Raw genomic sequence first — 24,015 nt, 5'->3', positions numbered from 1 at the left:
GCCCCCGACACGGCGCCCCAGGACTTCAGAATCTTGAGCAAATTTGGGGAACGCGCTGTCGTCTCACCCCGTATTCTGAGGTGTATGCAAACGTACCCCACCACTGCCCATACGACGGACATCGTCCGGACGTTCATGGCCCGCACCTATTCGTGGATGGCGGCCGGCCTGGCGCTGACGGCCGGCGTCGCCTTCCTGACGGCGCAGAACGACGCCCTGGCCTATCAGGTTTACCAGCTGCGGATGCCACTGTTTCTGGCCCAGCTGGCACTGGTATTTGTGCTGAGCCTGTTTTCCGCCCGGCTGAACAGCGCGGTGGCCGGCGCCCTGTTTATCGGGTACGCCGCACTAACTGGCCTGACCTTCTCGGGTCTGCTGCTGGCCTACGACGCCAGTGCGGTCACGGCGGCGTTTGCCACCACAGCCGGCACCTTCGGCCTGATGAGCGTGGCCGGCTTTGTGATCAAGAAGGACCTGAGTGCGATGGGCCGCTTTTTCATGTTCGCGGTGCTGGGCCTGTTCGTGGCCATGATCGTCAATCTGTTTGTGGCCAGCACGGGCCTGACGCTGATCATCAGCATCGTGGGCGTCCTGCTGTTCGCTGGCCTGACCGCCTACGACACCCAGATGCTGCGCAACATGGCCCTCAGCGGCATTCAGGGCGAGATGGCCGAGCGCGCCGCGATTAACGGCGCCCTGGCGCTGTACCTGGACTTCATCAATATGTTCCTGTTCATCCTGCGCCTGTTCGGGATCGGCAGCAGCCGCGACTGAGCGGTTACCCATAGCCCGCCCCGTGAGCCCAGCGCTCGCGGGGTTCTTTCTTTGCCGTGGCTGGCTCCCGTCTGTCACCCCAACACAGCGGAACAGGACTGGAGGACACCCTCTACGCCCGTCAGCCCGCTGTCTCTTCCCTTCGCTTCGTTGGAAGCAAACCGCTGCCCCCAGGTGATTGAACCCGAGTCTTATCTGGCGTACAGACTCTGGGCATAGACCGACGCCATGTTGGCCTCGGCGCGCAGGGTGGCGTAGGGCAGGGTGGCCGTCTCAGCGCACGCCGCCACCACATGCGGCAGGCCCGAGGGGGTCAGGGCCAGGCCAGTCGCGGTCAGGTGGGCCGTGAAGGATGGGCCGGCACCTTGCAGCACCTCCAGACATTCAGGGTCCAGGCGACTGTTCAGGGCCTTCAGGTGCAGCACCTTTTGCCGGGCCGGGGTCAACTTGGGCCAGATGGCGCTGACAGGCACCGGCTGTCCAGTGGCGCGGTCCAGAATCAGCCCTTCGGTGTAGGCATCAGGATAGGCGCCGCCACAGTAGTACGACACCGACTCCTGCACGCTGACCAGCCGCGCGCCCTGTAGCGTCACGGCCGCCCCAAAGTCATAGCCCTCGGTGATTTGCAGGTCTTCGGGCAAGGCGGCGCGGCAGGCCAGGGCCGCCGCCGCGTGCTTTAACTGCCGGTCTTGCAGGGCGGCATTCAGCCCCGCGCTGGCGCCGGGCAGGCGCGGGTAGGTCAGGCGGCTCAGGGGCTCACGGACGCTGCGGCCATCCGCTGATTTCACCCACGCGCGGTTCAGCTTCAAGAACGCCAGCGGGTCCTCGGCGCGCAGGGCCAGCAATCCAGGCGAGCTGGGCAGGTTGAGGGGCACCTTGCTCAGGTCTGCGCGCGTCAGCCTGACGAGAAGGGCCGCCTTGCCCGGCGCGCGCCAGGTGCCCTGCAAACCGCCAGCTGTGGGGGTCAGGGCAAAGCAGCCCGTGACCACGGCCGGCTCGGCCAGGGCCCGGCGCACCGTTTCTTCCAGTATCAGGGTGGCGCCGCTGCGGCGCACCTCCAGCCACAGGTCGAGGTTTCGGCGCTCGTAGAAATACCCACTCTCGCCTGCTGGATTCAGGTGCAGCGCCACGGGCAGACCGCCCACCGTGCCCCGGAAGACGCCTGGCTTGACGCCACTAGGCAGGCCCTCTGTTCCGCCGCAGGTCTGCGCCCCGGCCCACCCCAGGGCCATGACCGTTGCCACCGCCGCCCACTGCCGCATTCGCATGGTCCCAGCGTAGCGCGCTTAGCCCGCAGCCTCACCGTCCCCGCGCCCGTCCATCGTGCCGGTGCGCAGCAACTTCGCCTCGCCCTCGCCAAAGGGGGTGTGGGCGCAGGACCAGGCCACCGCCGCTTCAATGTCATAGGCCACCGCGTGAAAACTGATCTGCCAGGCGCCGCCCACCTGGTCCAGCCGGGTCCAGCGGGCGCGGGGGTCGCCGTCCACCTGATCGCTGACGGCGCCCGCATTGACGACCAGGGTGTCGCCGACCCGTGTCGCCCCGGCGCGGTGGGTGTGCCCGCACAGCACGACCTCAGCACCTAGAGGCTCAACCAGTGCGCGCAGGTCTCGCGGTTCGCGGGCGCGGTAGAAGCCAGCCGGGTCCCAGACCCACAGCAGGCTTTCCCAGGCACTGTGCGGCGTGCCGTGACAGGCGTAGACAGCGCCGTCCAGGGCGCGGGCTTCTAACGGCAGGCCCGCGATACGGGTCAGGGCTCCGGGCGGCGTCTGAGCAGCCAGCCACGCCCCGTAAGCCAGAGAAAGCGGCGAGCGCCGCCCGCCCGGCCACAGTTTCTCCTCGTTGTTGCCGCGGACCTCTAGGGCGCCCCCGGCCGCCAGCTCGGCCTGCAGAGCCAGGGCGCGGGCAGGGTCGGCGCTGCCCTCGGCCTGGTCGCCCAGATTGACGGTCAGGTCGGGCGCATGGCGCTGAATGTCAGCCAGCACTGCTGCCAGGGCAAAAGCGTTGCCATGCACGTCTCCCAGAATCGCCAGCCGCATCAACGAGCAGCGTAGCGCACCCCCGCAAACCTCGGAGAGAACCTAAGGGTCAATGGCCCTGACCTGGCACCAGTCACCCCAGTTCTCACCACAGCCACTTTGCATCGGGGCCGCCTGCTGGACTCTGAAACCCCCCAGCCCCAGGAGAACAGAGGGGCTAGAGTGGCCGGGTGGTCTCCTCTGCCCTGACCCTGCGCCCCCGGCAAGACAGTGACCTGCCTGCACTCGTGGCGGCCCTGCGCGCCGTACACGAAGCCCAGAGCTACCCCTCCCTGTGGCCAGATGACCCGCAGACCTTTGTGGCCGGGCGCGGCGACGGCTGGGTGGCGTGCCTGGGCGGGCAAAGCGTGGGGCAGGTGGTGCTTTCTCCTCTGAGCAGTCCGGCCCCCGACTGGCTGGCGGCCGTCACCGTGCCGGGGCCGTATCTGGAGGTCAAGCGGCTGTTCGTCACGCCAGCCGCTCAGGGGCTGGGGGTGGCCCGCGCGCTGCTGGGGCACGCGGCGGCGCAGGCCCGGCAGGCCGGCGCCCAGGCCATCTTGCAGGTCAACGAGCGCAGCGCCCCAGCCATTGCCCTGTACCGGCGCGGGGGCTGGAGGCAGCTGGGCAGCGCCCAGGGCGGCTGGCGGGAAGCAGACGGCACCTCGCCGCGCGTGCTGGTGTTCGCCGCGCCCGCTTGAGGCTCGCTTCATCTCTGAACGGCTGTTTACGTCCTTCCGGGGTTTCTGTGTGGCCCGCCTGTCAGCCTGAAGCCATGCCAGACAAAGACGACAAGAACAAGGGCCACACCAGCCAGCCCCAGGACTATGACCGCAACAAGAAGGAAGTCCACGAGATCGAGCACGACAACCAGCCTTCGTTCAAAAGCGCCAACGACCGCGAGGCAATGGCCCCCCGCAACAATGACGACGGCCTGAGCGACAAGGAACTGCGCGACCGCGAAGAAGCGCGCCAGGTTCCAGCCACCAAGCAGGGCTAACCTGAGCAGAAAGGAGAAGGAGCCGGTGCGCTCCTTCTTTTTTGGTCTAGCAGAGGGATTCGGTCCAGGCCACGCCGTCTCAAGCGCTTGCTCGTTGCCTCTCTGGGCTCCTCTCCGTTGGTGCGCCTCTCCACGAGTTCAGCGGACCTGAAGACCACCTAGAAGAGCAGTAGAGGCTCGCCAGAGCCCGCGTTGGCCAGCAATCTCCCGCCTGGGTCACGGAACCGAGGCCCCTCGTGTGACAGGTTGAGCGGCATGAACGCCCGCCAAGTCCCCCCTGCGGTGCTGCTGCTGGCCACCGTTTTTATCGTGGCTGGAACGCTGCACTTTCTGGCCCCAAAGCCCTTTGACCGGATCGTGCCGCCGTGGGTGCCCCTCGGGCCACGCGCCGCCACGCTGCTGAGCGGCGCGGCCGAGATTCTGGGCGGGCTGGGGCTGCTGCACCCGGCGACCCGGCCAGCGGCCCGATGGTGGCTGCTGGCCCTGCTGGTCGCGGTGTTTCCGGCCAACGTCTACATGGCGCAGCACAGCGACCGGTTTCAGGTCAGCCCGGCGGTGGCCTGGGGCCGCCTGCCCCTGCAACCGCTGCTGATGTGGGCTGTCTGGCGGGCGGGCCGGCGGTCACCAGGCCAGTACACCCCGCTCGTGCCTAACGCCCGTTAGACTCCGGGCATGAGCAAACTGGTGATTGTGGCGGCGCGGCGCACGCCGATTGGCAACTTTATGGGCAGTCTGAAGGACGTGTCGGCCGCTGACCTGGGCGTCACAGCAGCTAGGGCGGTGCTGGAGGGCGTGGACGGCGCAGACATTGCCGACGTGATTGTGGGCAACGTCCTTCAGGCGGGGCAGGGCATGAACGTGGCCCGCCAGATTGGCATTGGCGCGGGTCTGCCCCACGACGTGCCGGGCCTGACGGTCAACCGGGTGTGTGGCAGCGGCCTGCAAGCCGTGGTCAGCGCGGCGCAGGGCATCCGGGCCGGAGACGGGCAGCTGTATCTGGCCGGCGGCACCGAATCCATGAGCCGCGCGCCGTACCTGCTGCCCCGCGCCCGCGAGGGCTACCGTCTGGGCCACGCCCAGGCCCTGGATTCCATCATCAGTGACGGCCTGACCGATGTGTTCGGCGGCTACCACATGGGCATCACTGCCGAGACCATCGCCGCGCAGTGGCAGCTGAGCCGCGAGGACCAAGACGCTTTCGCCCTGGAGAGTCAGACCCGCGCCGCCGCCGCCCTGGCCGGCAACTTCTTTGCCGATGAACTGGTCAGCGTGGAAGTGCCGGGCAAGAAAGGCCCCACGACTTTTGCCAGCGACGAGTACCCCCGCGCCACCTCGGCCGAAGCGCTGGCAAAGCTGAAACCCGCCTTTAAAAAAGACGGCACCGTGACGGCCGGCAATGCCAGCGGCATCAACGACGGCGCGGCCATGCTGCTGATTGCCAGCGAGGCCTACGCCCAGGCCCACGGCCTGCCGGTGCTGGCTGAGGTCGCCAGTTACGCCGCCATCGGCGTGGACCCCGCCGTCATGGGCATTGGACCCGCTAAGGCGGTGCCGATTGCCCTGGACCGCGCCGGCCTGAGCGTCAGCGACGTGGACCTGTTCGAGCTGAACGAGGCCTTCGCCGCCCAGTCGCTGGCCGTGGTGCGCGACCTGGGGGCCGACCCCGCGCGGGTGAACGTGACGGGCGGCGCCGTGGCGCTGGGGCACCCCATCGGTGCCAGCGGGGCGCGCGTGCTGGTCACCCTGATTCACCAGCTGCGGCGCCTGGGCAAAGAAACCGGCGTGGCCAGCCTGTGCATCGGCGGCGGCATGGGCATTGCCGTGGTGGTGCGCGCCCAGTAACCCTGTATGGCCAGGGCGGCCCCGCTTGGTCTTGACCGGGCGGGCCGTTAGCCTTGGTCCATGACTGACCACGCCCCCACCGACCAGGAAGCGGCCCTGTTTCTGGCCATCAAGACGCAGGACGCCGCGCTGCTGCGCGAGCTGGTGCGCGCTGACCCGGCGCTGCTGACAGCCCCCAGCCCCATGGGCGTCTCGCCGGTCCTGTTCGCCACCTATTACGGCCGCCACGAGATGGCGCTGGTGCTGCTGGATGAAGGCGCCCCGCTGACGGTGTTCGAGGCGGCGGCGGTGGGCAACGTCCCGGCGCTGCAAAACGCCCTGGACGTCGACCCCGAGGCCGCCCACCGGGTCAGTCCCGACGGCTTTTCGCCGCTGGGGCTGGCCGCGTTTTTTGGCCGCGCCGAGGCCGCCGAACTGCTGCTGATGCGCGGCGCTGACATAAACGCTGTCAGTCAGAACGCCATGCGGGTCCAGCCGCTGCATTCGGCGGTGGCGGGACGCCACGCCGCCCTGGCCCGCGCGCTCGTCATGGCCGGGGCCGACGTGAACGCCGCGCAGCAGGACGACTTCACGCCCCTGATGGCCGCTGCCCAGAACGGGGACAGTGAGCTGGTGGCCTTCTTGCAGTCACACGGGGCCGACGCTGGGGTCACCACCGCCGATGGCCGCCGGGCCGCCGATTTTGCGCGCGAGGAAGGGCACGCGGCCCTGGCCGGGCGCCTGGCAGATTCCTGAAGATTCCTGCCGGAGTGCCTCAAGAAAGCCCGAAGGCAGGGGCAAGCGCCACAGGCGCACACTGAACGCATGAGCAACGACCGCCACGATCCCCCAAGCGAGCTGGCTGTCACGAACGTGCAGACCGGCTTCGAGACCCCCGACCCCAAGGACCATGCCCAGACGGTCTACACCACCACGCCGGCTGACGACCATGTCAGTAGCGCAGACGAGGGCAAGTACGTGCCCGTGGAGGTGCCCAGCGCGCGTGAAGTCACGGGGCAATTTGACCACCTCGCCACGCGCGACGTAGTGGCTATGGAACACGAACCCCAGGACGCCGAATTTGCCGGCGCCCAGACGGTTGCAGGCCTCGGCGGCGAGCATCTGGACGCCCTGGTGCCTTCCTCTGGCCTGGGCATCAACGCTTCGACCGCCACGGCCACCGAAGCCCGCCTGAGCAGCATTGACCCCAACCCTGGCTACACGCCCCCCAGCGAGAAAGGCCCGCCCCACGTCAGCCAGCGCCCCGGCGACCTGCCCTCCGGCGAGACCAGCGAATTACAGCATCAGGTGCACGGCGACGGTGACCGGAGCTTCTGAAGCTAAAACAGGACAGCCGCGCCCAGCTCGATCACTGGACGCGGCTTTCTTGGTCCTTACACCCGCTTGAACAGCAGGGCCGCGTTCTGGCCGCCAAAGGCAAACGAGTTGCTTAGGGCGTACTCCACCTGGGCCTCGCGGGCCCCCTCGGGGATGTAATCCAGGTCCAACGCGGGGTCTGGGTCGGTCAGGTTAATGGTGGGCGGCAGAATGCCTTCCTTGAGTGCCTGCGCCACCGCAATCGCCTCAATGGCTCCTGCCGCGCCCAGCAGGTGCCCGGTCATGCTCTTGGTAGAGCTGATGGCCAGCTTGGCCGCCTGGTCGCCAAACACCGCCTTGATGCCCTGGGTTTCGTGCAGGTCGTTAAAGTACGTGCTGGTGCCGTGCGCGTTGATGTAACCCACCTGATCAGGGTTTACGCCAGCGGTGGCCAGGGCCATGCGCATGGCGACCTGGGCCCCCCGGCCTTCGGGCGCCGGCATGGTGATGTGATGGGCGTCCGCGCTGGTGCCGTAGCCCACCACCTCGGCGTAGATGGTCGCGCCGCGCGCCTTGGCCTTCTCGTACTCTTCAAGGATCACCACGCCCGCACCTTCGCCCAGCACGAAACCGTCGCGGGTGGCAGAAAAGGGCCGGCTGGCAAGTTCGGGTTCGTCGTTACGGGTGGACAGGGCCTTCATGTTGGAAAAGCCGCCGATGGCAATCGGCGTGATGGCCGCCTCGCTGCCGCCCGCAATCATGGTGTCGGCCAGGCCCAGCTGGATGTAGCGCGCCGCGTCGCCAATCGCGCCCGTGCCCGTGGCGCAGGCCGTCACCACCGTGCTGCTGGGGCCAGTGGCGCCGTACTGCATCGCCACATGCCCGGTCGCCATGTTGGCAATCTGCATGGGGATGAACATCGGGCTGATGCGCCCCGCGCCACGCGAATGCAGAATCCCGGCCTGGTCTTCAAAGGTCTTGACGCCGCCAATACCGCTGCCCAGCAGGGTACCGGTGCGTTCACCGCGCAGTTCTTCTTCACTGAGCCCACTGTCCTGCACTGCCAGCGCCGCGCCGGCCAGAGCGAGCTGCACGTAGCGGTCAAGCTTACGGGCCTCGCGGGGGTCGACATAGGCCGCCAGGTCACCCTTGACCTCTCCGGCAATCTTGCTGGCCACGTCGGCCGGGTCAAAGCGCGTGATGGTCGCAATGCCGCTTTGGCCCGCGCGCTGGGCCTCTGCAAAGGCGCCTGCCCCCACCCCAATGGGCGTGACCGGTCCCAGCCCTGTAATCACCACCCGCTTGAGTCCTGAAACGCCCATCTGTGTGCCTCCTGATGAATCGGAGGCGGGAAACGGCACCCAAGCGCCGCGTCCCGCCTCACGTCCTCGCTGCTTGTCCCTGTTCAGGGAAAACAGGCGGGTTTACTGCTTGCTTTCGATGTACTCGACGGCTTTTTGCACCGTACGGATGCCCTCGGCGTCCTCGTCACTGATCGTGATCCCGAACTTGTCTTCCAGGCCCATGATCAGTTCCACGGTTTCCAGGCTGTCGGCGCCCAGGTCTTCCACAAAGCGCGCCTCGGGGCTCACCTTGTCGGCGTCCACACCCAGCTTGTCCACAATCACGTCTTTCACATCGTCAAAAGTCGCCATAAATTCATACCTCCTGCGTGCTGAAGTCTGCGCCAGTCTACACGCGGCGCGCCAAAAGGGGCCGGGGCTTTGAACGGAGTTCAAGGGAAGAGGGGTCAACAGGAAGAGGCGGTGGCTGGTCCTGCCCGGCCCTGACGGCCAATCCCGGTACACCAGAGGGCTTTCTGGGCGTCCTCGACGTAGTTTTGAGCTGTTAGGACGGCAAAGGTTATCTTTGAAGCCGTCCTCTGGCCCTTCTCCATCAATCCTTCACTGTTCAGACTGCTCAGTGAGGATTCAGGCCACCGTCTACCCCGATCGTCTGCCCCGTGATGTACGCGGCGCCGTCACTGGCCAGAAAGGCCACCAGAGACGCGACCTCTTCAGGCTGACCAAAGCGGGACAGGGGAATACTGCCCAGGTACGCCTGCTGCACGTTGTCTGGCAGTTGCGCCGTCATGTCGCTCTGGATAAAGCCAGGGGCGATGGCGTTCACAGTAATGCCGCGCCCGCCGTACTCCTTGGCGAGTGCCTTGGTCAGGCCAATCAGGCCCGCCTTGCTGGCCACGTAGTTGGCCTGTCCCGGATTGCCCGTCAGGCCCACCACCGACGCCACGTTGATAATCCGCCCGGCCCGTGCCCGCATCATGTGTTTAATGGCGGCGCGGCAGGCCACAAAGGCGCTGGAGAGGTTGGTCTGCAGCACCACGTCCCAGTCCTCGTCTTTCATGCGAATGGCCAGCGTATCGCGGGTGATGCCGGCGTTGTTGACCAGCACGTCCAGTCGGCCCATCTCCTTGATCACCGTTTCTACCAGTGTTCCGGCGTTGGCGGGGACGGTCAGGTCGGCGCCGTAGACCTCGGCGCGGGCGCCACTCTGACGGGCCTCGGCGGCCACCGCCTCGGCCTCGGCGGCATTGCGGCCGTAATGCACGGCCACGTCAAAGCCGGCGCGGGCCAGGCCCAGGGCCATAGCGCGGCCAAGCCCCCGGCTGCTGCCCGTGACCAGGGCGACTTTGCGGGAAGGCGGGGTAGACAGGTCGGTCATAGGGGCTCCTGTGCGGTCAGGCCGCGAAGATGATGTTCGTTGTGGTACAGCGTAAAGAGGAGCAGCTCACGCACACTCAGCTCTCCCAGGACCGGGTGGGGCAGGGTGGCCGTGTCCAGTTCAGCCTCGTTCACATAGGCCATAAGGTGATGAGTCAGCAAGTCGACGGACTGGCGGTACTGGTCTAGCTGCTCATGCGGCGCGCCATGCGGCTCCGGCACAAAGCGGCCTGTGGCCTTGACGCCCTGCTCACGCAAGCGCCGCAGATACTCGTTTCTGAGGGCGTCGTAGGCTTGCCCTGGCGTTCCTACCGGGCGGGTCCCCCACCCAAAACGGTCCCGCGGCATGGACAGCGCCATCGCCAGCACTTTGTGCGACCGGGTCAGGTGGTCCAGGTGATGAGCGGGCGACCACTGCTCAGCGCTCCCACGGGAGAAAGCCTCCGTCTCCAGGGCTTCAACAACCGCGGCCACTTCCTCGGTGCGCGCCGCCAGAGCCTGCCGCAGCTCGTCGCGGCTCACAGAGAAAAGCTCTGGACCTGCTCCACTGTGCCCACGTTGAGGGTGCGGGCGCCCGGCAGGATGCGCCCCACCAGACCAGTCAGCACCTTACCCGGGCCAAACTCGATAAAGACCTCGGCACCGGTCGCCGCCAGCGCCTCAATCGTCTCGACCCAGCGCACGGCACCCGTGATTTGCCGGGTCAGCAGGTCCGGCAGCGGGGCCGCGTCGGTGGTGGGCTGAGCGGTCACGTTGGCGTACACCGGAAAAGCCGGCGGCGCGTACCGGACGGTGTGCAGGGCGGGCGCCAGGCCCTGCGCTGCCGGGTCCATCAGGGCGCAGTGAAAGGGCGCGCTGACCTTGAGCGGAATGGCCTTCAGGCCGCGCGCCTTCAGCTCGGCGCCGGCCGCCTCGACCGCCGCCCGAGTTCCCGAAATCACGGTCTGGGTGGGGGCATTGAAGTTGGCAGGCTGCACCCCAGCGTGTGCGGCGCAGACCTCCTGCACCACAGCCGGGTCGCCCATCACGGCGCTCATGGCGCCCTCGCCCACGGGCACCGCCGCCTGCATCAGCTCGCCTCGCTGACGGGTCAGGCGCAGGGCGTCTCCCAGGCTCAGGGCGTCGGCTGCCACCAGCGCGGAGTATTCACCCAGCGAGTGCCCCGCCGCGAAGGCGGGGGTCAGGCCGGTGTGGGCCCGCCACGCCCGGTAGGCCGCCACCGACGCCGCCACCAGGGCCGGCTGCTGGTTGGCGGTCAGGGTCAGGTCGTCCAGCGGCCCGGTTTCTATCAGGGCGCGCAGGCCGGGCAGCACCGCGTCAGCCTGGGCGTAGACCTCGGCCGCCTCGGGGAAGGTGGCCGCCAGGTCAGCCCCCATACCCACGGCGTGCGACCCCTGGCCTGGAAAGAGGGCGGCGATTTTTACGTCTGGCGTCATGCCCAGGCCCCCACTTCTTCAGGGGTGCGGGAATGCAGGCTGGGCGCCCCTGCCCACCACTTCATAGTGCCGGCCACCCACGACAGGCCGCCGCCAAAGGCAATCAGCAGCAGCTGCTGGCCATCCTGAATGCGGCCGTCGTCAATGGCCTCACGCATCACCAGCGGCACCGTGGCCGAACTGGTGTTGCCGTAGCGGTCCAGGTTCACGGTGGCCTTGCTCATGGGCAGGCCAAAACGCTCCATCGCGGCCTCGATAATGCGCACGTTGGCCTGATGAGGAATCACCCAGTCCACGTCGGCACTCGTCAGGCCGCTCTTGGCCAGCGCCTGGGTGCCGCTTTCACCCAGCACCCGCACGGCGAACTTGAACACCTCACGGCCATTCATGCCGACCGACTGGGACATCTCAAAGCCGCCTGGCAGGCGCGGCGCCACGCAGCGCAGGTACAGGCTGGCGCCCCCATTGCCGTCGGCGCCCAGCACAAATTCCTGAAAGCCGTAGCCGTCGGGCACCGGCCCGACCACCGCCGCGCCCGCGCCGTCCCCAAACAGAATGGCGGTGTTGCGGTCGTTCGGGTCCACGATTTTACTCAGGGCCTCGGCGCCCACCACCAGGACGCGCCGGGCGCTGCCCGCCAGGATCAGGCCCTGGGCCACGCTCAGGCCGTACACAAAGCCGCTGCACGCAGTGCTCAGGTCAAAGGCCGCCGCACCCACCAGGCCCACCTGCATGGCAATGAGGGCGGCCGTAGAGGGCATCAGGGCGTCGGGGCTGACGGTGGCGCAGATCACGGCGTCCACCTCGCGCAGGGCGTCCGGGTCGCGCCGCAGCAGGTCGCGCACGGCCAGCACACCCAGGTCGCTGGTGTACTGGTCGGGCCCAGCAAAGCGACGCTCGCGGATGCCGGTGCGCGACTCGATCCACTCGGCCGTCGTGTCCATGCGGGTTTCAAATTCACTGTTGGGCACCACGCGTTCGGGGGCGTAGGTGCCCAGCGCCGTGACGCCCAGGCTGGGCCGGGCCGTCAGGGCCGCGACAGAAGGATCACTCATGTCACCCACCGTAACATTCTTTGAACGCCCGTTCAATGAATCGAGTCCAGAGTTTGTGGCAAGGACCAAAAGAAACCGGGGAAGCGCCACCTGCACGCTTCCCCGGTCCGGCCACAGCCGCTTAGCTTTCGGTGATGTCCGCCTGCTCGGTCGCCTCGGTGCCGGCCGATTCAGGTGCGGCTGGCTCCGCACTCGCTTCAGCCGTGTTGGCTTCGGCGGTGCTGGCCTGCTCGCTCTGGCCACCGGCCAGCTGCGTCATGGCCTGCTGAAGGCCCTTCTCGCGGGTCAGGCTGATGTAGTACGAGTTGATGCCGTTCGGCCCCAGCTGCTTGCTCAGCTCGGCGGCGCTCAGGCCGTTGGCCTGAGCCAGCGCGTTCATGGTCTGGTTGAACTCGGCGTCGCTGACCTGCACTTTCAGGTCCTCGGCCAGGCGCTCCAGCACCAGGTCGCGCTTCACGCGGGTCTCGGCGTTCTTGCTCAGGTCAGCCAGGAAGTCGTCCAGCTTGCCCTGCTCCTGCATGAAGCTCTCGTACTCGTCCCACTTGACGCCCTGGCGGCCCAGGTCGTCCTTGATTTCTTCCATCATGGACTCGCGGCGGCGGTCCAGCAGCGCCTGGGGAATATCGGCTTCCATGCCGTCCACCAGCGCCGTGATGAACTCTTCGCGGCGGCCGGCGTCGCCTTCCTGCTGCGCGCGGCGCTCCAGTTCGGCTTTCAGGTCGGTGCGCAGACGCTCCAGCGAATCAAAGTTCAGGCTGCTGGCGAACTCGTCGTTCAGCTCCTGCAGCTGCTTGGTCTTCACGTCCACCACCGTGACCGTGACGGTGTGCTCGGGGTGTTCATGGTCGCCGTGGCTGTGCGCGGGCACCGTGATGGTCACGGTGTCGCCCTTGGTCTTGCCCAGCAGGGCGTCACGCACATGGGCCTCGGCCACGTCGAGGTAGACGGGGTAGCTGCCGCCGTCCTCGCCCTCTTCTTCGATGGTGACCTGATCGCTGGCCTCGATGGGGCGCTCGGCGCTCTCGAAGGTGGCGTTGCGCTCGCGCAGGTCGCTGAGGGTGCGCTCCAGCACCTCGTCCGTGATTTCGGGTGCGGCGGCGCTGAGCTGCAGCCCGCTCCAGTCGGCCAGTTTGACTTCAGGGTAGGTTTCGCCCTTGACCATGAATTCAAAGGACTGCCCACTTTGCAGGGTCTGGGGGTCAATGGTGGCGTCCACCAGGCTCAGCTTCAGTTCGCGGGCGGCCTGGGTGTAGTGGGTCTGCAGCAGGCGGTCACGCACTTCCTGCTCGACGTAGCCCTTGCCCACACGGCCTTCGATGACCTTGCGCGGCGCCTTGCCGGGGCGGAAGCCAGGCACGCGCACGTCGCGCGCCAGGCCGGCCCACACCTGGTCATATGCACGGTTCACTTCGGCGGCGGGCACCGTGACCTTGAATTCCACCTTGTTGCCTTCTCTGCTCATCAGCTCTGCCATTGGGTCTCCCGTCTGCGCCGCGTTCCGGCTGCCCAGACCCTCCTCCAGCTCGACGGAGGGCACCAGGCAGGGCCGGCAGGCGCATTACCTCTTGATTCTTCTGCCGTGCCGCGGCCGTGCCCAGGGGAGGGACAGGCGCGCGGCATGCCGCCGAGCATCATAGTGCATTTGCAGCGGCAGGCGCAGACAGAGGCGCGGCCCTGAACAAAGGAGTTCAGGGCCGCCTCTTTTGCTGTGTGGTGCGAGGAAAGGGACTTGAACCCTCACTCCCTACGGGAACCAGATCCTAAGTCTGGTGCGTCTACCAATTCCGCCATCCCCGCACACGGTTGCCTGCCTGACACTTGTGGGTGCCTGCTGAAGAAAGCGCCGGCCCCAGGCGCGAAACCTGGGGCCGGGCGGCTGGGGTGGATTATGGGATTTGAACCCACGACCTCCGCTTCCACAGAGCGGCGCTCTAACCGACTGAGCTAAACCCACCGCGCGCCCACGTCTTGCAGGCCCACACAGCTTAATGGGGAGGGCGCAGGGTGTCAATGGCTGCCGGCCTGCGGCGCCGGCCAGCAGGTCTACACTGGGCCGCACATGGACTTCGAGCTGCCCAGCGACCTGCGCGAGTTGCAGGCGACCATCCGCGACTTCATGCTGCGCCGGGTCGAGGCCCGCGCCCACGAGATTGAGGCCGACAACCGCGTGCCGCAGGATCTGCTGCGCGAGGCCGCCGCACTGGGCCTGTTTGGCCTGAGCATTCCAGAAGAGTACGGAGGAGCCGGCCTGAACACCCTGGGCCGCTGCGCCGCCTACGAGGCGCTGGGCCAGGGCCACATGGGCTTTGGTGGGGTTATTAGCGCGCATGCCAGCATCGGCACGGGCGGGCTGGTACGGCTGGGGACGCCAGAGCAAAAAGCGCGGTTTTTGCCCCGCATGGCCAGTGGCGAGTGCCTTGCCGGCTTTGCCCTCACAGAGCCCAGCAGCGGCTCGGACGCCGCCAGCATCCGCACCCGCGCCCAGAAGCGGGGCGACACCTACGTCCTGAACGGCACCAAGCACTACATCAGCAACGCGCCTATTGCGGGTCTGCTGACCGTTATCGCCGTCACAGACCCCGACCAGGGCACACGCGGCATGAGTGCCTTCCTGGTCGAGCCGCACGCCACGCCGGGGGTCAGCATCGGCAAAATTGACGAGAAGATGGGCCAGAAAGGCGCCCTGAGCGCCGAGGTCATCTTTCAGGACGCTGAGGTCCCGGCCGCCAACCTGCTGGGCCCCGAACACCAGGGCTACCGTGAGGCACTGGGCATCCTGACCGCTGGCCGGGTGGGCATTGCCGCGCGCGCCACCGGAGCCATGGCGCGCCTGCTCGACCTCTCGGTGGCCCATGCCCAGACCCGCGAACAGTTTGGCCAGCCGATTGCCAACTTTCAGGCGGTGCAGTTCATGCTGGCCGAGATGGACATCGCCGTGCAGACCAGCCGCGTGCTGTGGCAGAAGGTGGCCTGGCTGGCCGACCAGGGCCAGGACGTGCGCCGCATGGCGAGCGTGGCCAAGTACCACGCCACCGAGGCCCTGTCGAAGGTGGCCGATCAGGCGGTGCAGGTGGCCGGCGGCATGGGCTACATGAAGGACTCGCCCATAGAGCGCTTTTACCGCGACCAGCGCCTGCTGCGCATCTACGAGGGCACCAGCGAGATTCAGAAGCTGATTATCGCCCGCGACCTGCTGGCGTGAGGCCTTAAAGCAGCCGGTCCTCGCCTGAGCGCTGTGCCGGGTCAGGGGTTGCCACCGGCACGCCGTGGGCGTTTAGGGCCTCACGCAATGTGGGGATGTTCTTCAGGGCGTGGCCTTTGGTGGTGTTCTCGAAAAAGATGTACAGCTCCGAGAGGTCCTCGGCCACCAGGGCAATCTTTTGCGCCCACTCGTCCAGTTCAGCGCGGCTGTAGCGGTAGTCGTGGCGCTCAGCGGCGCTTTGCCCTTCCCACCAGCTGCCGGCGTTGCGGCCGTGCAGGCGCAAGTAGCCCACGTCGCCCGTGGCATGCAGCTGCGGCTCGGGCAGGCCGCCCGCTGGCGGGTAATCGGGGCTGACCCACAGCAGGCCGTGTTCGGCCATGCCTTCACGCACCTCAGGTTTGTCCCATTCGGTGTGCCGGAACTCGACGGCCAGTTCGTGCCCGGCAAAGCGCTCGGCCAGGCCCAGCAGATATTTACGGTTGGCGGCCGTGCGGTGAAAGGAATACGGAAACTGGGCCAGATACGGCCCCATAAGCCCGGCCTCGCGCAGCGGCTCGGGGCTTTGCAGCATCCGGTCAAAGTCGGCGTCGGTGGGGGCGCGGTCGTGGGTAAAGACCTTGTTCAACTTTACGGCAAAGCGGGTGTGACCGCCACTTTTGCGCGCCATGCCCTCAAAGGCCTTCAGGCCCGGAATGGCGTAAAAAGGACTGTTCAGCTCCACGGCGTCAAAGTGCGCGGCGTAGGTCGCCAGATAGTCGTCCTTGCGCACGCCCTCGTACAGCAGGCCAGGCGCGGCCCAGTCCTCGTTGCTGTATCCTCCACAGCCGATATACACACGCATAGGGTCAGGGTACGGGGTGGCGCCGGCAGACTGCCGGAAGTCTGAATGTTTGGTCAGGAGGGCCGGGGCACGCGGTTGAGCGTGGTCCAGAACGCCTGAATGGTGCGCAGGGCCTCCCGAAACTGCGTGAAGTCCAGCGGCTTGACCACGTAACCGCTGGCGCCGTGGGCATACGACTCGCGGATGTCGCGGCCCTCGCCGCTGGTCGTGAGCATCACCACAGGCAGCGTTTCCAGGCCCGGTTCAGCGCGGATGGCGTCAAGCACCGCCAGGCCGTCCATCTGGGGCATCTTCAGGTCCAGCAGCACGAGGTCGGGCAGGGCGCCCTCGGTGCGGGCTCTGCGCAGCAGGCTCAGGGCTTCCTGGCCCCCCAGGGCCACACTCACCTGTGCGGGCGCCGTCTCCGTGTCCCCCAGGGCCGTCAGGGCCAGCTCGACATCGTTGGCGTTGTCGTCAATCAGCAGAATATGGCGGCTCACAAAACCCCCCAAACAACAGCTTTGAGTTGGAGCGGAATGCGCCGCCGACCAGGCAGAAGACGAGCGCAGTATCCACCGCAGAGAAGAAGAAAAGGAAAATGGTGGTGGCGTGAACAGCGGCAGGTCCACAAGGGAAGGCGGCCTGTGACCCAGAGTCTAGCAAAGACCATGAGGAAGCGTTAAAGATTGTTTAAGAAAGAGTGGTCCAGCGCTGGTGGATTCACACTGGACGAAGGGGCGTCCTCTTGACAGGCCCGGTCCGGGGCGCCGCCGCGCCGCGTAGACTGGCCCGCATGCTGACCAAGCGCATTATCCCCTGCCTGGACGTGCAAAACGGGCGGGTGGTCAAGAATGTCCGTTTTTTTGAGAACCACCGCGACGCCGGGGACCCCCTGGCGCTGGCTCAGGCCTACGAGGCGCAGCAGGCCGACGAACTGGTCTTCTACGACATCACCGCCACCCATGAGGGCCGCAGCCTGATGCTGGACGTGGCCGCGCGGGTCGCCGAGCAGGTCATGATGCCGCTGACGGTGGGCGGCGGCGTGAACCACCTCTCGGACTTCCGGCAGTTGCTCCTGGCCGGGGCCGACAAAATCAGCGTGAACAGCGGGGCCATCACCCGCCCCGACCTCATTCGGGAAGCCAGCGACCACCACGGCGCGCAGTGCGTGATGCTGAGTATTGACGCTAAGCGGCGTCCCGGCGGCGGCTGGAACGTCTACCGCGCGGGCGGACGGGTGGATACGGGGCTGGACCTGCTGGAGTGGGCCGCGCGTGGGCAGGCGCTGGGCGCGGGCGAGCTGTGCCTGAACATCATGGACGCCGACGGCACCCGCGCCGGCTTTGACCTGGAGGCCACCCGCGCCGTGGCCCGCGCCGTAGACATTCCTGTGATTGCCTCGGGCGGGGCAGGCCGCCTGGAGGACTTCCGGGATGTGCTGAGCGGCGGCCTAGCGGGCGGCCACGCCGACGCCGCCCTGGCCGCCAGCGTCTTTCATTTCGGCGAGCTGACAGTGCCGCAGGTCAAGACGTACCTGAAGGGCGAGGGGCTGGCTGTACGCCCGGAATGGCGAGAACGGAGTGGTCAATGGTGAGTGGGCGGAGGCTGTTGGCTTTCCCTCACTGCTCACTCTTTACTCCCTGCCCGGAGGGCACCCCATGACTGCTGAACTCCTTTCGCCTGACACCCTGACCTTTGACCCTCAGAGCGGCCTGATTCCGGTCGTGACCCAAGACGCCCACAGCGGCGCCGTGCTGATGCAGGCCTGGGCTGACCGCGCTGCCGTGGAACGCACACTGGCGACCCGCGAAGCCACCTACTACTCCCGCTCGCGCCAGGAACAGTGGGTCAAGGGCGCGACCAGCGGGCACACCCAGCAGGTCGTGTCCGTGCAAACCGACTGCGACGGCGACAGTCTGCTCTACCGCGTGCAGCAAAGCGGCCCCGCCTGCCACACCGGGGCGTACTCCTGCTTTCACCGGCCGCTGCTGGAGGGCCGCACCCCGGACACTGGCCTGGACGGCACCCTGGAGCGCATCTACGCCACCATCACCGAGCGCCTGGCCACTCTGCCCAAACAGAGCTACGTGACCCGGCTGCACGCCGGCGGCCTAGACCGCGTGCTGAAAAAAATCAGCGAGGAGGCGGGCGAGGTGCTGCTGGCCGCCAAGAATGGGGACCGCGCCGAGCTGGCGACCGAGGCCGCCGACCTGCTGTTTCACACGCTGTTTGCCCTGGCTGAAGTGGGAGTCACGCCTGCTGATGTGGCGGCGGTCCTGCAGGCCCGCGAAGGCAAAACCGGCCTTAAAGGCCCCAAAGAAGTGGGGTAGGGTCCGCCAACCATGAAGAAGAAATGAACAGGAGCCGCAATCTAATGAGCTCCGGCCAGCTTAACTGTCTGCAGAGGAGCGCTCCGGTCGTCTGAGAAAAGGCTTGAGCATCCACCATCCCAGGAGGATTGAAAAATGAAAAAAACTGCTCTGTTGGCCCTGGTTTCGGCCCTCGCTCTGGCATCCTGCACGCGCACCCCTACTCCTGTTGCGCCCGTCGCCCCTATCGGTCAATTGGTCTACGGCCTCACCGCAAGCGGCCAGCTGGTCACCTTCGGCCTGGACAACGCCAACGCCAGTCTGACCACTGTGAGTGTGTCGGGGATAGGCAACGGCGAAACACTGGTCGATCTGGACGTTCGCAATACTGACAACCGACTGTACGGCTTCAGCAACACGGGTACGGTGTACAGGTTCAACGTCACCGCTGGTACGACCACCGTGACCGGCACGGCCGTCGACGACAGCACCGTCGCTCTGAGCGGCGCCACCGTGGTCGCCGCCGACTTCAACCCCGTGGCCAACCGCCTGCGCGTGGTGGGGACCAGCGATCTGAACTTCCGTCATACGGTGTCCAGCGCGCCTGTGAATGCGACTGGCGGCACCACGGCGGACGGCACCTTCGCTTTCGTGGACACCAACGCAGCCAAGAATCCCAACATTGCGGCGGCGGCCTACACCAACTCGTTTAACAACAGTGCCAACCAGGCGGTCAATGCCGGCACCACGACTGACCTCTACACGGTCGACGCCGACCTGGACGTGCTGGTCAAGCACAGCGTTGGCCCGCAGTTCAACGCCATGACGTCTGTGGGTGCCCTGGGCCAGGATGTTTCGGTCGGCTCAACCGGCTTTGACATCGCCGGCGCCAGTGCCGCCTATCTGAGCTCCAACGCAGGTAGCAACACCACTTTCTACACGGTCAACCTGACCACTGGCGCCGCCACCCTGAAGACCACCGTCAGCGGCGTGAGCCTCAAGAGCTTTGCCCTGGGCCTGGCCACTCAGTAATCTTCCCTTTCTTAAATCGCGCGCTCTGGCTGTCATGGCCGGGCGCGCGATTTTCTGGAGACGGCTCGCACCGGGCCTTCTGGGCTGGCACAATGCAGCTACGTTCCTGCCGACTCGTGGCCTGCCCTGTAGGCCCATCTCCCCCGTTTCGCCCCTGTCCGAGGTGTTCCGCCATGCTTCTTGCCCAGCTCAGTGACCCCCATGTGGACCGTACCCGGCCGCACAAGGCCGCCGCCCTGCGCCGCGCGGTGGCGTTCGTGGCGACTTTGCCTCAGCCTCCCGACGCCGTGCTGATCACGGGCGACTGCACAGACCACGGCCACCCCGACGAGTACGACGAATTCGAGGCGGCATTAGAGCCGCTCCCCATGCCAGTCTTCGTGGTGCCGGGCAACCATGATGACCGCGCTGAATTGCTGTCGCGCCGACCCCCACCCGGCGAAGCCTGCGAGAGCTTTATGCAGTACGTCGTCGAGAACTTTCCGCTGCGTCTGATCGGCCTGGATACCCAGTGGCCCGGTCACGGCGGCGGCGAGCTATGCGCCCAGCGCCTGGCCTGGTTGGACGAGGTGCTGTCCCAGGCACCGGCGCGCCCCACGCTGCTGTTCATGCACCACCCACCGGTTCAGACGGGTCTGCAGGTGCTGGACGACATCGGGCTGCGGGGGCACGCCGAGTTCTGCGCGGTGGTGGCGCACCATCCCCAGGTGGTGCGGGTGGTGGCCGGCCACGTTCATCTGCCACTGACCGCCAGTTTTGCCCACACCACCGTGATGACCTGCCCCGGCACCGACGCCACCTTTCAGCCGGCCTGGGCACAACCAGACAAGCTGGTGATTCAGTACCAGCCGCCGCTGGCGCTGCTGCACCGCTGGACCGCAGAGGGCGGCCTGACCTCCTTCACGGCCGTGCCGGAGGCAGCCCCCTGGGTCACGCTGCATGACGGGCAGAGGTGGGCCGACTGAGCGCTTCAGTGGTCCCTATCACCAAAGCCGAGTGGCGGGCCTGGGCCAGGCAGGTCCGCGCGGCGCAGCCAGACGTGTCGGCCACTATCACGGGTCACCTCCGCACTTTTCTGCACGCCCACGGGGCCCGGCGGGTGCTGGCCTACCGTGCCCTAAGCGGCGAGCCGGATGTGGCGGGGCTGGCCGACGACTTTGACCTGCTCACCACCCGCGCCCGCTTTCGGCCGCAGCCACACCTGACCCTGCACCCCTGGGACACCGCCACCGAACTCAGCCGCTTTGGCGCCTGGCAACCGCCGGCCGACGCGCCGCAGGTGCCATTGGCCAGCGTGGACGCGGTGCTGCTGCCCGCCCTGGCTTATGACCGGCGCGGCGTGCGCCTGGGCTACGGCGGCGGGTTCTACGACCGCCTGCTGCCCAACTTTGCTGGTCTGAAGGTGGGGGTTATTCCCACTGCGCTGCTGGTGCCCACACTGCCGGCCGAGCCACATGACCGCCCAGCCACGTGGCTGGCCACCGAGCACGGCGTGCAGGCAGCTCAGGGACTCTCCCCATGACCAGCTGGCCCTTTCGCCTCAGTGCGGCCGCCACCGTGGCGGCGGGTGCACTCGACAACCCGCGCGCCCATCAGGCGGCCGAGGTCAGCCTGATCTTGACTCTGGCCGCCGAGGTGCTGGCCCGTGCCCCTGAGCGACACCCCCGCGACACCGCCCTGCTGCTAGGCGCCCTGGGGGCGTCGGGGCTGGGCGGGTTCCAGATCGCCACGGCCACCCATCTGCCGGACCCGCAGGGCCACCCAGCCGGTTTCCAGCGCGGCGCGGCGTGGTACGCGCTGGCCCAGGCCCTGTATATCGGTCTGCTGTGGGGGCGCGGCGCCCGGCCACACACAGGGCACTGGCCCCTGCGAGGAGCAGCAGCGGGGGTCGGTCTGGCCCTCCTGTGGCGCCATGACCGCGCCAGCCTGCCGGTTCTTAGCGGCTACGGCGCCCTGCTCTCACTGATGGCGCTGCTGGCCGCTGACCCGCGCCTTCCTCCAGAGGCGAGCCGCCACCTGCGCGCGGGCGGCTGGATGTTTGTGGCCTCGGACCTGCTGATTCTGGTGCGGCGCTACCTGCGGAGAGGCAGCCTGAGTCGCGCCCTGACCGAGGCGCTGATGCTGTCCCTCTACGCCGCCGCCCAGCGCCGTCTGGTGGACGGCCTGCTGACTCTGACGCGCCAGGAACAGACCGCTTAGGCGTCCACCCGCAGTTCAGTCTGGGGCGGCCCCACGCGGTCGGCCACGATGGCCTGGGCCACGGCGGCCGGGGCCAGTGCTCCTTTAGGCACGCGGCCCACCTGCGCCCACAACTCCGTGTCCACCGCTGAGGGCAGCACCAGCGTGAAGCCCAGGCTACGGTGTTCCAGCCGCGACACATCGGCGGCGCGGGCCAGGGCCGCCTTGCTGGCGGCGTACTGGGCAAAGCCGCGCGCCGTGATCAGTTCGGGGCGGGCGCCCAGAAGGTACACGCGCCCGCCAGTGTTCAGATGCCGCAGCCCATGCTTGAGCACCCACAGCGCTCCAAAGTAATTGGCATTCCAGACGGCGCGCACCTGGGCAGGGTCAGCCTCGGCCAGCGGGCCGGGCCGGGCGGCGCCCGCCGCGTAGACCAGCGTGTCCAGCGGGGCGGGTAACCCTTCAAATAGAGCGCGCACGTGGCTTTCGTAGCTCAGGTCGGCGGCCCTGGCCTGCGCCCCCAGCTCGCGGCCGAGGGCCAGCAGGCGCGCTTCATTCCGCCCTGAGAGAAAGAGGGTGTCCCCCGCCGCAAACGCGCGGGCGGTTGCCGCGCCGATTCCACCCGTTGCCCCCAGCACCATGACCGTCATGCGGTCAGTCAAGACCAGACTGGCCTGAGAAACGGTACGCCTGCGCTCAGTCCACGTCCACCCCCAGCGCCGGATTCTGGGCCAGCGTGACGGCGCGGCGCACTTGCTCCGGCAGGTTGCGGCTCAGGCTCAGAGGCGGCAGGGCGTCCAGCGGAAAAAACCCGCTGTCGGTGGTTTCAAGGTTGGCCTGATGCACGCCGGCCCCGGCGCCCACCAGCTCGCAGTGCAGGAACAATTTGTACACAGCCCACTGGTCCGGCGGGTGCGGATGCTTGGCCTTGTCCACGACAGACAGCAGCCGCAGAGCCTGGACCTCGCGGCCCGTTTCCTCGCGGACCTCGCGCACCGCTATTTCACGGGGACTCTCGCCGGGGTCGGCCCAGCCGCCCGGTAAACTCCAGCGCCCGTCCGAAGCCTCACGGGTCAGCAGCACCTCGCCTCGTTCGTTGAGTACGACGGCCCGAACATCCACCTGGGTGTGAGATACCCCTCCTCAACCTCCAGCAGGCCCGCCACCGTCGCTGGAGATTGCCCCGTCTGCTCGGCCAGCAAGTCAGCGGTCAGGTCGCGCAGGCGCGCAAAGCGTTCGCGGTCGTAGGGATCGCGGGTGTAGGTCAGCCCCGCCTGGGCGATGCTCTGGAATTCTCTCAGCTGGGCCAGGGTGGGCATAGACGCGACTTTACCCGCCGCCCAGCGGCCACGCCTCCACCTGAAGATAGACGGCGCCCAGCCCAGCCTTACGCAGCCAGACCAACTCAGAGGCGGTCCAGGTCAGTGGCGCCGCCGCCAGATCGGCAAACTCGCGCTGAGCAGCCATGAACAGCGAATTGAGGTCCACGCCCCGCCGGCCCAGTGCCAGCGTCAGGTGGGGCGTCATGCCTGTGCCCTCTGAACTGAATTGCTGCTCGGGCTTCAAGGCGGCCAGCAGCGCCAGGTGTAAGGCCAAGGCACTGGGACTCTGCACTGTCAGATACAACGCGCGTTCACCCCGAACAGCTTCGGTCCGCCGAAGGTTAGGGACACCGGCGCGGTCTCGGCGGCCACGGCACGCGCCAGACCCAGCCAACTTGGAGGATCGTCCAACCCGCTACGGGCCTTGACCGTCACGTGCGGCACCGCCGCTGCGTCCTGAATCCCCTGTGCGGCGCGGAATGTCTTCACCCGCCCGGCTAGTTCGGTCGGGGGCAGCAGCGCCAGGAGGTGTGAGGCTGTCACGGGTGAGACTGAAGAGCGCCCAGCACAATCAGGGCGCGCACCACATCCAGCACGCCGTTGTGATTGGCGCGGGTGATGCCCCTCTCTGCTTGCACTGCGGCCCACCAGCCCCTCTTGTCGTTCAGCAGGTCTGGATGGGCCTCTTGCGTCTGTACCGCAGCCAGGGCGTGCCGACCATTCAGGCGCATGGCGTTAGGCGGACGTTGCGGAGTTACACCCGCCACATGCCCGCCCTGCACCAAGGATATGAAGGCAGCCCGTGGGCACCCCTTCGTCAGCGTGGATGGCCGGCCCGCAACCTGGGCTTGCGCCTGCGCCCAGGCCTCCTGCGGCGTAAGCCCCGCGCGCAGACCAGCCACAGCCCATTCCGTCAGCCGTTCGTACACCGTGCCCAGAACCACAGATTGCCGCGCTGAGACGTCATCTAGAGCAGATTGCATAGGCCAGCTTACTCTACTGTACGTCCAGACCGCCCGGACGCCCAACCACCTCTTCCGGTACGATTTTCCC

General features: G+C 67.3%; 31 protein-coding genes and 2 tRNA genes. 14 read left to right on the top strand and 19 right to left on the bottom strand.

Annotated elements, in window-relative coordinates:
* Positions 1-84: 84 nt before the first annotated feature.
* Positions 85-774 carry a Bax inhibitor-1/YccA family protein gene (locus GO986_RS11305; RefSeq protein WP_157459406.1) on the top strand — a complete coding sequence of 230 codons (690 nt, stop codon included), beginning with the start codon at positions 85-87 and terminating at the stop codon, positions 772-774.
* 191 nt (positions 775-965) lie between these two features.
* Here GO986_RS11305 and GO986_RS11300 read toward each other — a convergent pair whose 3' ends face one another.
* Positions 966-2,042: a hypothetical protein gene (locus GO986_RS11300; protein WP_232337751.1), complete on the bottom strand. Its 1,077-nt coding sequence runs from the start codon at positions 2,040-2,042 to the stop codon at positions 966-968.
* An 18-nt stretch (positions 2,043-2,060) separates the two neighbouring features.
* Entirely contained in the window at positions 2,061-2,813 is a 753-nt protein-coding gene (locus GO986_RS11295; protein WP_157459405.1) for a metallophosphoesterase family protein, read from the bottom strand.
* A gap of 170 nt (positions 2,814-2,983) precedes the next feature.
* Here GO986_RS11295 and GO986_RS11290 point away from each other — a divergent pair, with 170 nt between their 5' ends.
* From GO986_RS11290 to GO986_RS11265, 6 genes are all read left to right on the top strand, one after another.
* Positions 2,984-3,490: a GNAT family N-acetyltransferase gene (locus tag GO986_RS11290; RefSeq protein ID WP_369409320.1), complete on the top strand. Its 507-nt coding sequence runs from the start codon at positions 2,984-2,986 to the stop codon at positions 3,488-3,490.
* 74 nt (positions 3,491-3,564) lie between these two features.
* Entirely contained in the window at positions 3,565-3,789 is a 225-nt protein-coding gene (locus tag GO986_RS22585) for a hypothetical protein (RefSeq protein WP_198170607.1), read from the top strand.
* A 255-nt stretch (positions 3,790-4,044) separates the two neighbouring features.
* On the top strand, positions 4,045-4,452 hold the full coding sequence (locus tag GO986_RS11280) for a DoxX family protein (RefSeq protein ID WP_157459404.1): 408 nt from the start codon (positions 4,045-4,047) through the stop codon (positions 4,450-4,452).
* Positions 4,453-4,461: 9 nt separating this feature from the next.
* Positions 4,462-5,631 (top strand): acetyl-CoA C-acetyltransferase, encoded by a 1,170-nt coding sequence (locus GO986_RS11275; protein WP_157459403.1) that lies wholly within the window; start codon positions 4,462-4,464, stop codon positions 5,629-5,631.
* 60 nt (positions 5,632-5,691) lie between these two features.
* The gene (locus GO986_RS11270) at positions 5,692-6,366 is read left to right on the top strand and encodes an ankyrin repeat domain-containing protein (RefSeq protein ID WP_157459402.1); all 675 of its coding nucleotides are present in this window, start codon (positions 5,692-5,694) and stop codon (positions 6,364-6,366) included.
* Between the two features lie 69 nt (positions 6,367-6,435).
* Positions 6,436-6,948, top strand: a complete 513-nt coding sequence (locus GO986_RS11265; RefSeq protein ID WP_157459401.1) for a hypothetical protein — start codon at positions 6,436-6,438, stop codon at positions 6,946-6,948.
* A gap of 56 nt (positions 6,949-7,004) precedes the next feature.
* Here GO986_RS11265 and fabF read toward each other — a convergent pair whose 3' ends face one another.
* The 9 genes from fabF to GO986_RS11220 all read right to left on the bottom strand — a co-directional run bounded on the left by fabF (position 7,005) and on the right by GO986_RS11220 (position 14,053).
* Positions 7,005-8,249, bottom strand: a complete 1,245-nt coding sequence (fabF, locus tag GO986_RS11260; RefSeq protein ID WP_157459400.1) for a beta-ketoacyl-ACP synthase II — start codon at positions 8,247-8,249, stop codon at positions 7,005-7,007.
* Between the two features lie 102 nt (positions 8,250-8,351).
* The gene (gene acpP, locus GO986_RS11255) at positions 8,352-8,582 is read right to left on the bottom strand and encodes an acyl carrier protein (protein ID WP_157459399.1); all 231 of its coding nucleotides are present in this window, start codon (positions 8,580-8,582) and stop codon (positions 8,352-8,354) included.
* 265 nt (positions 8,583-8,847) lie between these two features.
* On the bottom strand, positions 8,848-9,609 hold the full coding sequence (gene fabG / locus GO986_RS11250; protein ID WP_157459398.1) for a 3-oxoacyl-[acyl-carrier-protein] reductase: 762 nt from the start codon (positions 9,607-9,609) through the stop codon (positions 8,848-8,850).
* Positions 9,606-10,130, bottom strand: coding sequence for a DinB family protein (locus GO986_RS11245; protein ID WP_157459397.1), 525 nt, complete (start codon positions 10,128-10,130; stop codon positions 9,606-9,608). Before GO986_RS11245 ends, fabG begins: the two co-directional genes overlap by 4 nt.
* The gene (fabD, locus tag GO986_RS11240) at positions 10,127-11,044 is read right to left on the bottom strand and encodes an ACP S-malonyltransferase (protein ID WP_157459396.1); all 918 of its coding nucleotides are present in this window, start codon (positions 11,042-11,044) and stop codon (positions 10,127-10,129) included. The genes GO986_RS11245 and fabD overlap by 4 nt, the downstream gene beginning before the upstream one ends.
* Positions 11,041-12,099, bottom strand: coding sequence for a beta-ketoacyl-ACP synthase III (locus GO986_RS11235; RefSeq protein ID WP_157459395.1), 1,059 nt, complete (start codon positions 12,097-12,099; stop codon positions 11,041-11,043). Before GO986_RS11235 ends, fabD begins: the two co-directional genes overlap by 4 nt.
* 121 nt (positions 12,100-12,220) lie before the next feature.
* The gene (gene tig / locus GO986_RS11230) at positions 12,221-13,573 is read right to left on the bottom strand and encodes a trigger factor (RefSeq protein ID WP_157459394.1); all 1,353 of its coding nucleotides are present in this window, start codon (positions 13,571-13,573) and stop codon (positions 12,221-12,223) included.
* A 237-nt stretch (positions 13,574-13,810) separates the two neighbouring features.
* Positions 13,811-13,896 (bottom strand) — tRNA-Leu (locus GO986_RS11225).
* A gap of 80 nt (positions 13,897-13,976) precedes the next feature.
* A tRNA-His gene (locus GO986_RS11220) sits at positions 13,977-14,053 on the bottom strand.
* A gap of 105 nt (positions 14,054-14,158) precedes the next feature.
* Between GO986_RS11220 and GO986_RS11215 the strand changes: the two genes are divergently transcribed.
* On the top strand, positions 14,159-15,301 hold the full coding sequence (locus GO986_RS11215) for an acyl-CoA dehydrogenase family protein (protein WP_157459393.1): 1,143 nt from the start codon (positions 14,159-14,161) through the stop codon (positions 15,299-15,301).
* Between the two features lie 4 nt (positions 15,302-15,305).
* Here GO986_RS11215 and GO986_RS11210 read toward each other — a convergent pair whose 3' ends face one another.
* On the bottom strand, positions 15,306-16,142 hold the full coding sequence (locus GO986_RS11210) for a DUF72 domain-containing protein (RefSeq protein ID WP_157459392.1): 837 nt from the start codon (positions 16,140-16,142) through the stop codon (positions 15,306-15,308).
* A gap of 53 nt (positions 16,143-16,195) precedes the next feature.
* Positions 16,196-16,621, bottom strand: coding sequence for a response regulator (locus tag GO986_RS11205; protein WP_369409319.1), 426 nt, complete (start codon positions 16,619-16,621; stop codon positions 16,196-16,198).
* Between the two features lie 293 nt (positions 16,622-16,914).
* Here GO986_RS11205 and hisF point away from each other — a divergent pair, with 293 nt between their 5' ends.
* The 6 genes from hisF (at position 16,915) to GO986_RS11175 (ending at position 21,661) form a co-directional block, all read left to right on the top strand.
* Positions 16,915-17,715, top strand: coding sequence for an imidazole glycerol phosphate synthase subunit HisF (gene hisF / locus GO986_RS11200; protein WP_157459390.1), 801 nt, complete (start codon positions 16,915-16,917; stop codon positions 17,713-17,715).
* Positions 17,716-17,779: 64 nt separating this feature from the next.
* Positions 17,780-18,451 carry a bifunctional phosphoribosyl-AMP cyclohydrolase/phosphoribosyl-ATP diphosphatase HisIE gene (gene hisIE, locus GO986_RS11195; protein ID WP_157459389.1) on the top strand — a complete coding sequence of 224 codons (672 nt, stop codon included), beginning with the start codon at positions 17,780-17,782 and terminating at the stop codon, positions 18,449-18,451.
* Positions 18,452-18,586: 135 nt separating this feature from the next.
* Entirely contained in the window at positions 18,587-19,462 is an 876-nt protein-coding gene (locus GO986_RS11190) for a DUF4394 domain-containing protein (RefSeq protein WP_157459388.1), read from the top strand.
* 173 nt (positions 19,463-19,635) lie between these two features.
* Entirely contained in the window at positions 19,636-20,427 is a 792-nt protein-coding gene (locus tag GO986_RS11185) for a phosphodiesterase (protein WP_198170605.1), read from the top strand.
* 8 nt (positions 20,428-20,435) lie between these two features.
* Complete coding sequence (locus tag GO986_RS11180; protein ID WP_369409318.1) at positions 20,436-20,984, top strand: 5-formyltetrahydrofolate cyclo-ligase; 549 nt, start codon at positions 20,436-20,438, stop codon at positions 20,982-20,984.
* A complete protein-coding gene (locus GO986_RS11175; RefSeq protein WP_157459386.1) occupies positions 20,981-21,661 on the top strand; it encodes a lysoplasmalogenase family protein in 681 nt (226 codons plus the stop codon). Before GO986_RS11180 ends, GO986_RS11175 begins: the two co-directional genes overlap by 4 nt.
* On the opposite strand, the gene GO986_RS11170 is transcribed toward GO986_RS11175, so the two are convergent.
* Genes GO986_RS11170 through GO986_RS23570 form a run of 6 tightly spaced genes read right to left on the bottom strand, consistent with a single transcriptional unit; the run spans position 21,658 to position 23,945 of the window.
* The gene (locus GO986_RS11170; RefSeq protein WP_157459385.1) at positions 21,658-22,290 is read right to left on the bottom strand and encodes an SDR family NAD(P)-dependent oxidoreductase; all 633 of its coding nucleotides are present in this window, start codon (positions 22,288-22,290) and stop codon (positions 21,658-21,660) included. The two genes, GO986_RS11175 and GO986_RS11170, sit on opposite strands and share 4 nt — an antisense overlap.
* 46 nt (positions 22,291-22,336) lie before the next feature.
* A complete protein-coding gene (locus GO986_RS22920; protein ID WP_369409317.1) occupies positions 22,337-22,723 on the bottom strand; it encodes an NUDIX domain-containing protein in 387 nt (128 codons plus the stop codon).
* Positions 22,714-22,959: an NUDIX hydrolase N-terminal domain-containing protein gene (locus GO986_RS22915; RefSeq protein ID WP_232337750.1), complete on the bottom strand. Its 246-nt coding sequence runs from the start codon at positions 22,957-22,959 to the stop codon at positions 22,714-22,716. The genes GO986_RS22920 and GO986_RS22915 overlap by 10 nt, the downstream gene beginning before the upstream one ends.
* 10 nt (positions 22,960-22,969) lie before the next feature.
* The gene (locus GO986_RS23605) at positions 22,970-23,236 is read right to left on the bottom strand and encodes a hypothetical protein (RefSeq protein ID WP_232337749.1); all 267 of its coding nucleotides are present in this window, start codon (positions 23,234-23,236) and stop codon (positions 22,970-22,972) included.
* A 20-nt stretch (positions 23,237-23,256) separates the two neighbouring features.
* Positions 23,257-23,505 (bottom strand): 2'-5' RNA ligase family protein, encoded by a 249-nt coding sequence (locus GO986_RS23600; RefSeq protein WP_232337748.1) that lies wholly within the window; start codon positions 23,503-23,505, stop codon positions 23,257-23,259.
* Positions 23,502-23,945, bottom strand: a complete 444-nt coding sequence (locus GO986_RS23570) for a DUF6979 family protein (RefSeq protein ID WP_439648710.1) — start codon at positions 23,943-23,945, stop codon at positions 23,502-23,504. Before GO986_RS23570 ends, GO986_RS23600 begins: the two co-directional genes overlap by 4 nt.
* Positions 23,946-24,015 lie beyond the last annotated feature (70 nt).

This window comes from Deinococcus arboris, assembly GCF_009755355.1.
Taxonomy (GTDB): Bacteria; Deinococcota; Deinococci; order Deinococcales; family Deinococcaceae; genus Deinococcus; species Deinococcus betulae.
This window is presented reverse-complemented; position numbering and strand designations above follow the sequence as displayed.

What these genes read in the sequence shown, in the direction of transcription:
- GO986_RS11305 (WP_157459406.1), top strand. Translation starts at nt 85, where the DNA reads ATGCAAACGTACCCCACCACTGCCCATACGACGGACATCGTCCGGACG.
- GO986_RS11170 (WP_157459385.1), bottom strand. Translation starts at nt 22,290, where the DNA reads ATGACGGTCATGGTGCTGGGGGCAACGGGTGGAATCGGCGCGGCAACC.
- GO986_RS11265 (WP_157459401.1), top strand. Translation starts at nt 6,436, where the DNA reads ATGAGCAACGACCGCCACGATCCCCCAAGCGAGCTGGCTGTCACGAAC.
- GO986_RS23570 (WP_439648710.1), bottom strand. Translation starts at nt 23,945, where the DNA reads ATGCAATCTGCTCTAGATGACGTCTCAGCGCGGCAATCTGTGGTTCTG.
- GO986_RS11175 (WP_157459386.1), top strand. Translation starts at nt 20,981, where the DNA reads ATGACCAGCTGGCCCTTTCGCCTCAGTGCGGCCGCCACCGTGGCGGCG.
- GO986_RS11280 (WP_157459404.1), top strand. Translation starts at nt 4,045, where the DNA reads ATGAACGCCCGCCAAGTCCCCCCTGCGGTGCTGCTGCTGGCCACCGTT.
- fabG (WP_157459398.1), bottom strand. Translation starts at nt 9,609, where the DNA reads ATGACCGACCTGTCTACCCCGCCTTCCCGCAAAGTCGCCCTGGTCACG.
- hisIE (WP_157459389.1), top strand. Translation starts at nt 17,780, where the DNA reads ATGACTGCTGAACTCCTTTCGCCTGACACCCTGACCTTTGACCCTCAG.
- GO986_RS11190 (WP_157459388.1), top strand. Translation starts at nt 18,587, where the DNA reads ATGAAAAAAACTGCTCTGTTGGCCCTGGTTTCGGCCCTCGCTCTGGCA.
- GO986_RS22915 (WP_232337750.1), bottom strand. Translation starts at nt 22,959, where the DNA reads ATGCCCACCCTGGCCCAGCTGAGAGAATTCCAGAGCATCGCCCAGGCG.
- fabF (WP_157459400.1), bottom strand. Translation starts at nt 8,249, where the DNA reads ATGGGCGTTTCAGGACTCAAGCGGGTGGTGATTACAGGGCTGGGACCG.
- GO986_RS11210 (WP_157459392.1), bottom strand. Translation starts at nt 16,142, where the DNA reads ATGCGTGTGTATATCGGCTGTGGAGGATACAGCAACGAGGACTGGGCC.
- GO986_RS11300 (WP_232337751.1), bottom strand. Translation starts at nt 2,042, where the DNA reads ATGCGAATGCGGCAGTGGGCGGCGGTGGCAACGGTCATGGCCCTGGGG.
- GO986_RS11270 (WP_157459402.1), top strand. Translation starts at nt 5,692, where the DNA reads ATGACTGACCACGCCCCCACCGACCAGGAAGCGGCCCTGTTTCTGGCC.
- fabD (WP_157459396.1), bottom strand. Translation starts at nt 11,044, where the DNA reads ATGACGCCAGACGTAAAAATCGCCGCCCTCTTTCCAGGCCAGGGGTCG.
- GO986_RS11295 (WP_157459405.1), bottom strand. Translation starts at nt 2,813, where the DNA reads ATGCGGCTGGCGATTCTGGGAGACGTGCATGGCAACGCTTTTGCCCTG.
- GO986_RS11185 (WP_198170605.1), top strand. Translation starts at nt 19,636, where the DNA reads ATGCTTCTTGCCCAGCTCAGTGACCCCCATGTGGACCGTACCCGGCCG.
- GO986_RS22585 (WP_198170607.1), top strand. Translation starts at nt 3,565, where the DNA reads ATGCCAGACAAAGACGACAAGAACAAGGGCCACACCAGCCAGCCCCAG.
- GO986_RS11235 (WP_157459395.1), bottom strand. Translation starts at nt 12,099, where the DNA reads ATGAGTGATCCTTCTGTCGCGGCCCTGACGGCCCGGCCCAGCCTGGGC.
- hisF (WP_157459390.1), top strand. Translation starts at nt 16,915, where the DNA reads ATGCTGACCAAGCGCATTATCCCCTGCCTGGACGTGCAAAACGGGCGG.
- GO986_RS11275 (WP_157459403.1), top strand. Translation starts at nt 4,462, where the DNA reads ATGAGCAAACTGGTGATTGTGGCGGCGCGGCGCACGCCGATTGGCAAC.
- acpP (WP_157459399.1), bottom strand. Translation starts at nt 8,582, where the DNA reads ATGGCGACTTTTGACGATGTGAAAGACGTGATTGTGGACAAGCTGGGT.
- GO986_RS11215 (WP_157459393.1), top strand. Translation starts at nt 14,159, where the DNA reads ATGGACTTCGAGCTGCCCAGCGACCTGCGCGAGTTGCAGGCGACCATC.
- tig (WP_157459394.1), bottom strand. Translation starts at nt 13,573, where the DNA reads ATGGCAGAGCTGATGAGCAGAGAAGGCAACAAGGTGGAATTCAAGGTC.